This window comes from Mycobacterium persicum (genome assembly GCF_002086675.1).
GTDB lineage: Bacteria > Actinomycetota > Actinomycetes > Mycobacteriales > Mycobacteriaceae > Mycobacterium > Mycobacterium persicum.
Window position 1 is genome coordinate 187,223 of the sequence record NZ_MVIF01000001.1, and the last position, 11,711, is coordinate 198,933.

At 67.6% G+C, this 11,711-nt stretch carries 12 protein-coding genes; 2 read left to right on the plus strand and 10 right to left on the minus strand.

Annotated elements, in window-relative coordinates; genetic code table 11:
• Positions 1 to 2: 2 nt before the first annotated feature.
• The 7 genes from mftG to mftA all read right to left on the minus strand — a co-directional run bounded on the left by mftG (position 3) and on the right by mftA (position 6,426).
• Positions 3 to 1,442 carry a mycofactocin dehydrogenase MftG gene (gene mftG / locus BST40_RS00855; RefSeq protein WP_083153127.1) on the minus strand — a complete coding sequence of 480 codons (1,440 nt, stop codon included), beginning with the start codon at positions 1,440 to 1,442 and terminating at the stop codon, positions 3 to 5.
• 8 nt (positions 1,443 to 1,450) lie between these two features.
• Entirely contained in the window at positions 1,451 to 2,872 is a 1,422-nt protein-coding gene (gene mftF, locus BST40_RS00860) for a mycofactocin biosynthesis glycosyltransferase MftF (RefSeq protein ID WP_083153128.1), read from the minus strand.
• Positions 2,869 to 3,618 (minus strand): mycofactocin biosynthesis peptidyl-dipeptidase MftE, encoded by a 750-nt coding sequence (gene mftE / locus BST40_RS00865; RefSeq protein WP_075547158.1) that lies wholly within the window; start codon positions 3,616 to 3,618, stop codon positions 2,869 to 2,871. The genes mftF and mftE overlap by 4 nt, the downstream gene beginning before the upstream one ends.
• A 67-nt stretch (positions 3,619 to 3,685) precedes the next feature.
• Positions 3,686 to 4,858, minus strand: coding sequence for a pre-mycofactocin synthase MftD (gene mftD, locus BST40_RS00870; RefSeq protein WP_083153130.1), 1,173 nt, complete (start codon positions 4,856 to 4,858; stop codon positions 3,686 to 3,688).
• 2 nt (positions 4,859 to 4,860) lie between these two features.
• Positions 4,861 to 6,045 carry a mycofactocin radical SAM maturase gene (gene mftC / locus BST40_RS00875; RefSeq protein ID WP_083153132.1) on the minus strand — a complete coding sequence of 395 codons (1,185 nt, stop codon included), beginning with the start codon at positions 6,043 to 6,045 and terminating at the stop codon, positions 4,861 to 4,863.
• Entirely contained in the window at positions 6,042 to 6,332 is a 291-nt protein-coding gene (mftB, locus tag BST40_RS00880) for a mycofactocin biosynthesis chaperone MftB (protein WP_082275391.1), read from the minus strand. Before mftB ends, mftC begins: the two co-directional genes overlap by 4 nt.
• A 4-nt stretch (positions 6,333 to 6,336) precedes the next feature.
• Complete coding sequence (mftA, locus tag BST40_RS00885) at positions 6,337 to 6,426, minus strand: mycofactocin precursor MftA (RefSeq protein ID WP_036395329.1); 90 nt, start codon at positions 6,424 to 6,426, stop codon at positions 6,337 to 6,339.
• A gap of 110 nt (positions 6,427 to 6,536) precedes the next feature.
• Here mftA and mftR point away from each other — a divergent pair, with 110 nt between their 5' ends.
• Positions 6,537 to 7,130: a mycofactocin system transcriptional regulator gene (gene mftR / locus BST40_RS00890; protein WP_083153133.1), complete on the plus strand. Its 594-nt coding sequence runs from the start codon at positions 6,537 to 6,539 to the stop codon at positions 7,128 to 7,130.
• Entirely contained in the window at positions 7,127 to 8,185 is a 1,059-nt protein-coding gene (locus BST40_RS00895) for a DUF2332 domain-containing protein (protein WP_083153135.1), read from the plus strand. The genes mftR and BST40_RS00895 overlap by 4 nt, the downstream gene beginning before the upstream one ends.
• Positions 8,186 to 8,520: 335 nt before the next feature.
• Here the strand turns inward: BST40_RS00895 and BST40_RS00900 are convergent, their stop codons facing one another.
• From BST40_RS00900 to BST40_RS00910, 3 genes are all read right to left on the minus strand, one after another.
• A complete protein-coding gene (locus tag BST40_RS00900) occupies positions 8,521 to 9,774 on the minus strand; it encodes an NAD(P)/FAD-dependent oxidoreductase (protein ID WP_373420103.1) in 1,254 nt (417 codons plus the stop codon).
• A gap of 18 nt (positions 9,775 to 9,792) precedes the next feature.
• Positions 9,793 to 10,611 carry a mycofactocin-coupled SDR family oxidoreductase gene (locus BST40_RS00905; RefSeq protein WP_083153136.1) on the minus strand — a complete coding sequence of 273 codons (819 nt, stop codon included), beginning with the start codon at positions 10,609 to 10,611 and terminating at the stop codon, positions 9,793 to 9,795.
• Positions 10,612 to 10,795: 184 nt separating this feature from the next.
• Positions 10,796 to 11,596 carry an SHOCT domain-containing protein gene (locus BST40_RS00910; protein ID WP_075547022.1) on the minus strand — a complete coding sequence of 267 codons (801 nt, stop codon included), beginning with the start codon at positions 11,594 to 11,596 and terminating at the stop codon, positions 10,796 to 10,798.
• Positions 11,597 to 11,711 lie beyond the last annotated feature (115 nt).

The following is an 11,711-nucleotide window of genomic DNA, read 5'->3' on the forward strand; positions in this document are numbered from 1 at the left end:
GCTCATACGACGAATTCGGCCGCCCGATGCCCCAACATCACAATGGTGGCATGCGGACCGCGGCTGGTGATCACCGGCAGCACGGAGCCGTCGATCACCCATAGATTTTCGATACCGTACACCCGGCACCGGACGTCGACGACGCCCCCGGGGTCACCGTCAACCCCCATGGGGGCACTGCCACACAGATGTTGTGACGTGGACCACGCGACTTGCCCGACATCCGTTGCCGCACCCGCTATTTCGCGGGCTAGATCGACGCCCCGCCGCAGCGCGGCGACGTCGGCCGGCTCGCTGTCGTATCGATGCTCGATCCGCGGCGGCACGTCGGGATCCGCCGAGAGCAGCGTGATCCGACCACGGGCCCGCGGCCGCATGAGCGCCACCCCGATATGCGGCCAATCAGGCTGTCCCCCAAGGCCATTACCGGTCATAGCCACGAAACCACCGGTATAGGGCCTGATCTCGAGGTCGTCTGCGGTGTGCAGCACCACCTCCACCACCGGCCGTTCGGGAGCAACGACCCACGTCGTGGGGAGCACCCATTCCGGGTGGTCGCTGCAACTCATTCCGACCGGCAACGCCGCCACCACCGGAACGCCGACCGCACGAAGCATCGCCTCGTCACCGACCCCGGACAGCATCAGCAGATGTGCCGACTCAATCGCACCGGCGCACAGAACAATTCGGTTGGCCGCCAGAGTGATCGGCCCGGATGGGCCAACCGCGTCGACACCGACGGCTCTGGCGCCGGAGAAGCGCAATCGCAATGCCCGGGTCTGTTCCAGCAGTGTCAGGTTTGGTCGGCGCAGCGCGGGCAGCAGATACCCGGCGCCGGACCCGGTCCGGACACCGTCCACGATGTTCAGCGGGACCGCGCCCACCCCCGAGACACTCGACGGACCAACGTCGTTGAGGTCGTCGATCCAGGGGAACCCGGCGCGCTCGGCGGCACTGATGAAGCGCTGGGTGATGCCGGTGATCTCGTGCGTTCGCCGAACCAGGATGGGGCCGTCGCCACCGTGCGCGGACGTACTGAAGTCCAGATCTGTCTCAATGGCCCGGAAGTGTTCGAGTACGTCGGGCCATGCCCAGCCGGGTAGCGCAGCGCGATCGAAATCCTGTGGTAGTCCGCGGCAGAAGTAGCCGCCGTTGATTGCACCGCAACCACCGAGGGTCGCTCCGCGCACGATCGCCAGTCGGCGAATCGGCCGGTCGGTGAGCTGGGTCTGGTATCGCCGGACCAGCGGACTGCCCACGCCGATCGGGAGGCGAAACCCATTGGAGGTTTGCGCCAGCAACTGCGGATCGGCGAGGCCGGGGCCCGTCTCGAGGACGGTCACGACACAGCGGGGATCGGCAGAAAGGCGGGCGGCCACCACCGATCCGGCGCTGCCCGCGCCGACGATCAACACGTCGCTGTGCCCGGCGGCAGCAGTCAAGGTGGCCGTTATACCCGAATTTGCGGTTTGAGCGCGCCGACATTGCGTTCGCGCACCACGCCGTACCACAGGCCCAGGCCGTAGGCGAGGTCGTCGACGCGCTTGAGTAACACGTAGGTCAGCACGCCGAGCGGTTCGGTATCGCCGGCATCGCCATCCCTGGCCTCTTTGCGGCGCAGCCAGTCGACCACGCCGTCGACGATCGCCGCGACCAGCACCACCCGCCGGCAACGCCGAAACAGCAGGGCGGCAATCAAGGTCACCGGCCAGTAGTGCCGGCACATGGCCGACGCCAACTGCAAAGCCGCGGACCACAATCCGCGGGTGGCGACTACCAGCACATCCGACAGTGAGGTGTCGGCGCTGCGCATGGTCCTGGCGATGCGACGACCGGTCACCACCGCGATGACCAGCGATGCCAGTTGACAAAGCCCGGTACCCAGCGACATCAGGATCCAGGCCGTCAGTGCCCAGCCGGAAATCACCAGCGGCGCGGTCTTGTCGGGGTGGCGCACCGACAGGGGCGCGGCCGAACCGCCGTAGAAGGCCTTGCGCGCGATCCAGTCCCGTAGCTGCGTGCGATGGTCATGCGCGACCAGCGCGATCGGCTCGTAGCGCAGCCGGGCGCCCGCTTCGATCAACCGCCAGCACAGGTCGACGTCCTCCCCCGAATGCAGGGTCTCGTCGAAACCACCCACGTCGCGCAGGGCCGCGGCGCGGCAGACGATCGCGGCGCTCGGTACGTAGGACACCGGGCTGTGCGGTAACACCGGCGCCTCCCGCAGACCGAGATCCAGCGACGAGCGCACCGCCTCGTAGCGAGCCACCAGGTTCTCGCTTTGCGCCATACCGACGATGCGGGGCGCGACCAAAGCGACAGTGGGATCACAGAAGTGGCCCAGCAACGCTTCGAGCCATCCGCGGCGTGGCGCCACGTCGGAATCCAGGAATGCCACGAAGTCGGTGGTGCACGCCGCCAGACCGGTGTTGCGTGCCGCCGCCGGACCCTTGCTGCGCGGGTGATGCAGCACCTCGATGTCGCAGCGCGCCCCGGGAAAGTCCTCCAACTCGACCGGGCACGCCGACCCGTCGTCGACCACGATGACCCGCAATCCACGCAGTGCGGCCACCAGCCGGCGTACACCAGATATGTTGTCGCGCACCGGTATCACCACGGTGACGTCACGATATGAGGGACCGCTGGCGGGGCGCGGATGCGCCACCGTGGCATCCAGCAGGGTGCGGGCCAGTTGTGCGCTGAGCTCGTCGCGCACCTTGAGCCGGCCGTCGGAAAGCATGTGCTGAGCGGCGGGAGCCAGCCGCAGCAGCCGGGTCGGTGAACCACCGAGCAGGGCCGACCCGTCGCCGAGCACCCGCACGCGGCGGTCGACCTGCACCGCGAATCCATCCGGCAGTCGGGTCTGGGTCATGCCAGCATCCCGTCGGGTCCGGGCAACCACCTGGCAATCCGACGCCGGCAATCATCGACCATCTCCGCGAAGATCCGTCTTCCCGCCGCCGCCGTCGCCGTGGTCGGGTCGCCCAGCACCCCGGTCGGACTGACGGCCGCGACTCCGCCGCGCCGCATCGACGGCAGCAATTCCGGCAGCGGCGCGCCGTTGCCGGCCAGCAACCGATCGGTCAGCACATCGTCCGGCGAAAGATGCAGCAATACCGATGTTTCGGTGTGCCCGGCATGCGCGTCACCACCCACGGCGCGACATGAACACCATCCGGCGTCGCGACCTTCGGAGCGCAGCATGCCGACTGCGCGGCGCAACGCCGCGATATTGCCGCCGTGACCGTTGACGAAAACCAGCCGATCGGCCCAGCAGCCGGCCGACCTGCCGTACTCCACCAGCAGCATGGCCAGGGCGTCGACACCGATGGAGATGGTCCCGGCAAAGCTCTGATGCTCACCGCTGGCGCCGTAGGCGAGCGCGGGAGCCACCAGCCAGTCCGGCCCGGATAGATGTGCGGCCACCGCCCGGGCGACGGCGGTCGCGATCCGCGTGTCGGTATCCAGCGGCAGGTGGGGACCGTGTTGTTCGGTAGACCCCAGCGGGACCACTATCGACGGCGAGTTGCGTGGTAGCTGGCTCGACGTCGAGTTCGCCAGTTCGCCGCGTACGGGCACTCGCCGATGGTAGGCCGAATTTACCTGCCGTGCACCGATTGTTACCTCTTCTACCGAATTTTTTTCTGCGCCACCGATATTGACGCGGCCGGAATTTACTTGGACGTTACACACCCAATTCCCGAGCGAACCCGGCGGGCACGATGATGTCGTCCGGCCGCAGGTCATGGACCGAACTACGGCCGAGGCCCATCAGTGCGGAGTCGATGCCGCCGCGCAGGATGTCGAGGACGTTTTCGACGCCGGCTTGGCCGTTGGCGGCCAGTCCCCAGAGGTATGCGCGGCCGATCATCACTGCCCGAGCTCCCAACGCCACCGCTTTGACGACGTCGCTGCCCCGCCGGATACCGCCGTCCAGCAACACCTCGATCTGGTCGCCGACCGCCGCCGCCACGGCGGGCAGGGCACGGATCGAGGCAGGCGTGCCGTCCAGGTTGTTTCCGCCGTGGTTGGACACCGATATCGCGGAGACGCCGGCATCGACCGCTCTTTTGGCGTCGTCAACCCGCATCACGCCCTTGAGCATGAACGGGCCCCCCCATAGCTCCCGCAGCCAGGCGACGTCTTCCCAGGTCGGCGGCGGGGTGCCCAGCCATTCGCCGTAGGCGGCGAAGAACGTCGGCCCGGGTTCGCCGCGGCGGCCCTGATTGGGCACCCGCAGATCCGGTGGGCGCAGCGTTTTGCCGAACTTCCACAACCAGCGCGGCCGGACGATCGCCTCCGGGAACCGCTGCACCACCGACCACAAGCTCATCTCTTCGGGGATCTTGGGGCTACCCCAGTCCCGCCCATGCGAGAACGACCAGTCGGTGGTGACGATCAACCCCACCGCCCCGGCCCGCCGCGCCCGGTCGACACGCTCGGCGATGGCGTCGCGGCCGCCGAGCCAGTAGATCTGGAAGAAGATCTTGGGATTGGCGGCGACGACCTCTTCGATCGGCTTGCTGGCAAACGAGGACAAGCCCATCGCGGTGCCCCGGGCCGCCGCCGCCCGGGCGACGGCCACCTCGCCGTCGGGATCGACCGCCTGCACACCGGTCGGCGAAATGATCACCGGCAGCGAAATGTCTTGGCCCATCACGGTCGTGGCCAAGTCACGCTTTTCCGTCGCGCCGATGACGTGTGGCGCGAAGCCGAGTTCAGCGAATGCCGCGACATTGTCGGCGACCGTGATGCCGTTTTCGCTTGCCGCGATCAGCGACGAGTACACGGACTTGGGCAATCGCCATTTTGCGCGTTGCTGGGCGATGGCCACCGTTTCGAACCAGGCATCGGCCATGACTACAGCGGGCTTTCGTCGCAGAGCCGGGCCGGCGGTCTGACGTTCAGTGTCAGGGGTACGGGTCGACTCGTCTTTCGCGAATGGTCGACGCGCGGGCGCGGCGCCTCGCGCTGCCGGGCCAGGGCCGGCATTCCGTGTCCTTGGACGCATTCGGGATCCGGCCCGTCCAGCGGCAGGCCGGTGAAGAACTTGGCCGCCATGCAGCCGCCCCGGCAGCTGTCGTAGTGCCCGCAGCTGCCGCAGGCGCCCGCGGACTGCGGCGACCGCAATTCACGAAATAACGGAGCGTTCTTCCAAATGTTGTCGAAGCCAGTTCCAAAACCGGAGTCGGACAACACGTTTCCGGCGAGGAAGCGGTCATGGATGGCGAACGGGCAGGCATACACGTCGCCCACCGGGTCGATCAGGCAGACCACCCGACCGGCGCCGCACATGTTGAGCCCGGCCAGCGCCCCGGATTCGCCCAGTGGGGAAAGGTGGAAGAAGGAATCACCGGTGAGCACCCGCTCGCCGTTGAGCACCAGCCAGTCGTAGAGCTGCACCTGCTGATCGGCGGTGGGGTGCAGGTCCTCCCAGACATCGGCGCCCCGCCCCGACGGACGCAGTCGGGTGATCCGCAGGGTGGCACCGTAACCGCTTGCCAGGGCAGCGAATTCATCGAGCTGGCCAACGTTGTGACGAGTGACCACCACCGAGATCTTGGGGGCTCCGGTCTTGCCGAATCCGGCTGCGGCCAGGTTCTCCAGGGCGCGCACCGCCATCGCATACGACCCGGTGCCCCGGACCGCGTCGTTGACCTCGGCGGTCGCGCCGTCGAGAGATATCTGGACGTCCACGTAGTCGCTGGCCGCCAACCGCGCTGCCACCTCGGGGGTGATCCGCACGCCGTTGGTGGAGAACTTCACGCCGACGCGGTGCGCGGTCGCGTAGTCCACCAGCTCCCAGAAGTCGGGACGCACCGTGGGTTCACCACCGCCGATGTTCACGTAGAACACCTGCATGCGTTCCAGCTCGTCGATGATGTCCTTGCACTGGCGCGTGGACAGCTCGCGCGGATCACGTCGGCCGGACGACGAAAGGCAGTGCACACACGCCAGGTTGCAGGCGTAGGTCAGCTCCCACGTCAGACAAATCGGGGCGTCCAGCCCGTGTTCGAACTGCTCGATGAGCCGGGGCACCGTCACGGGCCCTCCCGCGGAACCAGCATCGCCGAAGCGGCCAGCACACCCAGCGCATGCAGATAGGGACCCTGCCCGGAATCCGCCACACCGGCGCCCCGGCAGGCGGAGCGCACGTCGGGATAATCGGCCAGCGACTGCACCACCGTCAGGATGGTGCGATTCTTCAGAAACGACAGCTTGCGGGTGCCGAAGTGATACAGCAGCGCGCCGAAGGGCTCGGGCCGAACCGCCACCCGCGGATGCAGCCGCCAGCCGCGATCCGGGTCGAAGTCGTCGGGCACTGCCGGCACCGGGTCAGTAGACCCCGCACATGCCGTCAATGGAAACCTCTTCAACCAGGGTCTCGGTGACGAGCTCGACGTCGGTGTCAGTCTCGTGGTCCACGTGGATGCCTTTCGTCCTGGGTCGTCCTGGGCCTCGACAATGTGAGGTGGTACTGGTCACACTGATCGCCAGAATATGGCATCGAGTGCCGAAATGAAAGGGCGGGTCTGATGCTGCACCAGTCGCGGGTGGGCCGACGCCGCTCGACGACCAAGCACCACATCACCGACGTTGCCATCGAGTTGTTCGCGGCCCGCGGCTTCGCCGAGGTCAGCGTCGACGACGTCGCACAGGCGGCCGGCATCGCCCGGCGCACCCTGTTTCGCTACTACGTATCCAAGAACGCGATTCCGTGGGGTGACTTCGACGCCCACCTCGCGCAGCTACAGCAGCTGCTCGACAACATCGATCCGCGGGTCCGACTGGGCGCGGCGTTGCGTGCGGCGCTGCTGGCGTTCAACACCTTCGACGAATCCGAGACCGTCCGGCACCGCCAGCGTATGCGCATCATTCTGGAAACCGCTGAGCTGCAAGCGTATTCGATGACGATGTATGCCGGCTGGCGAGCGGTGATCGCCGGGTTCGTGGCCCGCAGGCTCGGCGGCAAGGCCACCGACCTATTGCCTCAGACCATCGCCTGGACGATGCTCGGGGTCGCTTTGAGCGCCTACGAAAACTGGCTGGCTGACGAATCCGTCTCGCTACCCGAGGCGCTCGGCAATGCCTTCGACGTCGTCGGCGCCGGATTGGACCGGCTCGGATGAGCGGCCCCGCGAGTGGTGAGCACTTGCCGCATACCCTGCGATCGCAGGGACGGTTCTGCGCCGGCTCCGGCTCACCGATGTACGGCGAGCTGTTCGAGCTGGTGGCCGCCGACGTCGAAGCGGGCGGCGTCTTCGCGACCATCCTTGCCGGTCACGAGGACGACCCAGCGCGCCACGCGGTGCCGCTGCGGCTACTCGGCGGCCTGCACCGGTTGGTGCTGGACGGCCGGGCGCCGACGTTGCGCAGCTGGTATCCGAGCACCGGCGGCAGCTGGGACGCCGCGGCCGCCTGGCCCGCCATCGTGCGCGTCGCGGTTGATCGCAGCGATGTGTTGCGGGCGGCCCTGGACCAACCACCACAAACCAACGAGGTCGGCCGATCCGCCGCGCTGATCGGCGGCCTGCTGCACGTCAACCACGAATTCGGGTTGCCGATAAGGCTTTTCGAGATCGGTGCCAGTGCCGGCCTGAATCTGCGGGCAGACCGGTACCGCTACCGCTACGACCGCGGCCAGTGGGGACCGGCCGAGACGCCGGTGACGATCGCCGATGCGTGGCACGGTCGGTTGCCGCCGCCCGCTGCGGTGCGCATCGCGGAGCGCCACGGGTACGACATCGCGCCCATCGATGTGACCGGCGCCGACGGCGAATTGACCGTGTTGAGCTACGTCTGGCCCGACCAGCACGCCCGTTTGAAGCGGCTGCGCGGCGCCATCGAGGTCGCCCGCAAGGTTCCGGCGGAACTGCAACGTCAGACCGCGGCCGAGGCGGTCGCCGCCCTGGCTCTGGCCGACGGTGCGCTGACGGTGCTATGGCATTCGATCACCTGGCAGTACCTGTCCACCGACGAGCGGTCCGCGATCCGCGCCGCGGTCGAGCACCTGGGCGCGCAAGCCGGCGCACGCACCCCCTTCGCGCACCTGACGCTCGAGCCGGCGCGCAACGGACCCGGTAGTCCGCTGAAGTTCCTGGTCCGCGCCGCCAGTTGGCCTGACGGGCGGACGCGGGTCCTGGGCGAATGTCATCCGCACGGGCCACCGGTGACCTGGCAGTAGTTCTTGTCAGTAGTTGTCGCACCCGCATCGCCGGCTGTCCGCCGATCGGCGGATCGGTGTCGCTCGTGAAAGTCGTGGCGCCCGACCTGTCGTTGTCCTCGGCCGCGTCACCGATGAGAACCCCGTGCACGAGGTCGGCTGAGCGTGCCCGAACGCGAGCTCGCCGCCGGCCCGGCCCAGCATCACCCCACGCTGTTATGAGCGCGACGCCGGTAGTGGTGTGCGGCAGCAACTACGGCGCCTTCTGCATCCGGGCCCTGCTACGCGTCCGTCGACCGCCGCGGCAGAACTGGCAACGGCCACGCGGACCCCGTCAGACCCTCGCTCAATGAGGCTCAACCGGCATCCGGTGATTCCAGCACTTCGGAGATGGGCGCGCCGGCGGCGATCTTGGAGCGCACCTTCATGACCTTGCCCGGCATCGCGCCACCCACGACACCGACCAGCACACCATCGCGCTCGTAGTAGGCCAGGAACCTTCGGCCGTCGTCCTCGACGAGATGGACGATATCGGTGGCGTGCGGCTCACCCAGGCACTGAATCTTGACGTCATACTGGTCGCTCCAGAAATAGGGAACGACCACGTTGGACGGTACGTCACGGCCCAGCATCGCCGGCACCACCACCCGGGCCTGGTCGGCAACATTGCTCCAATGTTCCACGCGCACTTGGTGTCCCATCGGATCGCGCCAGGAGGCGACATCACCCAGCGCCCATACGTTGGGCGCACTGGTGCGTCCGGCTGCGTCACAGATCACGCCGTTGTCGACCTTGACGCCGGTACCGTCAAGCCAGCCGGTCGCCGGATGCGACCCGATGCCGACGACAACCAGGTCGGCCGGTAGTTCGGTACCGTCGGTCAGGACCACCGTGTCGACATGGCCCGCCCCGCGGACCTCGGCCACGCCGATGCCGGTGCGCACGTCGACGCCCTCGTCCCGATGCAGGCGGGCGACCAGCTGACCGATCTGCTCGCCAAGCACCGATGCCAGCGGCGTCGGCTGCGGCTCGACCAGCACCACCGCCACACCCAGCCCGCGCAGGCTGGCCGCCACCTCGCAGCCGATGAAACCCGCCCCGACGACGACGGCGCGGGTGGCGGCCGACGCGTGGGCGCGCAACGCCATGCACTCGTCGTACGACCGCAGCACCCGAATGCCCTCGATGTCCGGGAACGTCGGAATGCGCCGCGGCACCAGGCCGGTCGCGATGACGAGCTCGTCGTAGCGCAACATGGTTCCGTCGGCCAAAGTGAGTGTCTGCGCGACGGTGTCGAGGCCGGTGGCCGCCGACCCCAACCGAAGCGTGATGTCCTTCTCGTCGTACCACTCACGCGGTTTGAGGGCGACATCGTCGACCTCCTTGCGCAGCACCTCCTTGGACAGGGGCGGCCGGTCGTAGGGGAGGTGGACCTCGTCGCTGACGATGGTGAGGCGACCCGCGTAGCCGGCCCGGCGCAGTTGCTCGGCGGTCCGGGCCGCGGCCAGTCCCCCACCGACGATCACGATCCCGTTATCAGCACCGGAGTCAGGCCCCGATTCCGGGTGCGTGTCAACTTCGTTGACGCCTTCGCTACTGGTCACCTGCAGTTCATACACGATCGCGCGTCAATACTTCAAGGCGCCCTTGTCGACGGGTATCTGCGTTCCGGTCAGGGTGCCCGAGCCGTCGCCGGCCAACCACACGACCACGTCGGAGACCTCATCGGGGGTCATGAATCCCTTGGGCTGCAACGGCATTGGCGGGAAGCTGTGCACATAGCCGGGGTGCTCGGCGAATATCTGCATCATCGCTTCCGGCTCGATCATCGGGCTGCGGACCGAATACGGGTGGATGGAGTTGACCCGGATACCGAATTCGCCGAGCTCGAGCGCCAGCGTGTTGGTCAACGCAACCAACCCGTGCTTGCTCGCCGCGTAGTGTCCGTTACCCGGTGTGGCCTTCAGCCCCGCCGCAGAGCTGACCACCACGATCGACCCGCCGTTGCCCGCCTCGATGATGGCGGGCACCGCGGCGCGCAGCGTCTGCCAGGTGCCGGTGAGATTGACCCCGACGACGGTGTCCCACTGCTCATCGGTGAGTTCCCAGAGCCGCCCCCAGCCCAGCACCCCGGCATTGGCCACCAGGATGTCCAGCCGGCCGAAAGCCTCGAGCCCGTCGGCGACCAGCTGCCGTAGTGCCGCGCCATCGCGGACATCCGCCTCGCGCGCCAGCACCTTGCGGCCCTCGGCCTCCACCGCGCGAACGGTTTCGTTGAGGTCCTCCGGTGTGGCCGCGGGGTAGGTGAGACAGTCCGACGCCGGCGCACAGATGTCCAGCGCGATGATGTCGGCGCCCTCCCGGGCCAGCCGCACCGCGTGCGACCGTCCCTGAGCGCGGGCAGCTCCGGTGACGAATGCGACCCGTCCCTGTAGTGATCCAGCCACGTGTACCCCTTCCGCCGCTGTCAGGCTAGCAGCGGAATTGGAACGTGTTCTAACACCCGGCTCCACGGTCCGCGCCGGGGCCGGCAGGGCGCCGTACGCACCTAGCGAAAGCCCCACCCCCGAGCGCGTGGACGGCCGCTCGGATCGCCGCTACCGGATCCAACGAGCCCGGCGACTAGCCCGCTCAGATCTCGGCGATGATCTGAGCCCGCCGGCTGGCATACTCCTGATCGTTCACCACTCCGCTGGCCCGCAATGACTCCAGCTCCTGCAATCGCTCGGCGATCGACGCTTGCGAGGCGGCCGGCTGGGATGCCGGCGCCTGCTGCGCGACCGCCCGCCGCACCACCGCTTGGACTTGCTGACGCAACGCCGGATTCGACCGGATGTCGACCATTCGGTTGAGTGGAATGCCATTGGCCTTCAGGATCTGCAGGATCTCCATCAACGGGCCGGCCTGACCGCTCAAGTCGTAGGTCTTGTTGTCCTCGGCCAGGGTGAACTGCGCCGGGAGCAGGCCGTTGACCAGAGAGCTGCGCTCCCAGTCGATCAGGTATTGCTGGGTAGTCGGATCGACCAGGACGACCAGCTTGCGCGCGGTCAGGTTGCCCAGCCGGGTCACGCTGGCGATCACCCGGTCTTCGCTGTCGAACGGCACGATGCCGGGTCCGGCGATATGCAGGTGCACCTTGACCACCGGTTGGTCGTTGATCCTGGTCCCGGTTTCGGTGAGACCGGTGATTTGCGCGAGCACCAACACCCCGTGCTGCTCGAGTTCGGCCGTCTTGGCCGCCGTCTTGGCGCCCCAGTTGGTCAATGCCAGCGCGATCAGCACATCCGCCACGGTGATCAGCAGACCGACATAGAACATCCACGACAGCAGGCTGCCCACGCCCAGCGTGAAATAGACGATCAGAAAGATCGGCCCGACCAGACCGCCGCACAACAGCACCAACAACTGCATCTTGATATAGCGCGCCAGCATGTGCCTGCTCCTCGCTTCACGGTTAGGTCGTGTCAGATTAGCGCGCACACTCGGCTACCGATCACATACTGTGCCGCTGGCCCGGTCGGTTGCCGAGGGCACCAAGCACCAGGCC

Excerpts from the sequence above, each read along its gene's own strand:
- mftF (WP_083153128.1), bottom strand. The coding sequence starts at position 2,872 with ATGACCCAGACCCGACTGCCGGATGGATTCGCGGTGCAGGTCGACCGC.
- mftD (WP_083153130.1), bottom strand. The coding sequence starts at position 4,858 with ATGGCCGATGCCTGGTTCGAAACGGTGGCCATCGCCCAGCAACGCGCA.
- mftR (WP_083153133.1), top strand. The coding sequence starts at position 6,537 with ATGCTGCACCAGTCGCGGGTGGGCCGACGCCGCTCGACGACCAAGCAC.
- BST40_RS00895 (WP_083153135.1), top strand. The coding sequence starts at position 7,127 with ATGAGCGGCCCCGCGAGTGGTGAGCACTTGCCGCATACCCTGCGATCG.
- BST40_RS00910 (WP_075547022.1), bottom strand. The coding sequence starts at position 11,596 with ATGCTGGCGCGCTATATCAAGATGCAGTTGTTGGTGCTGTTGTGCGGC.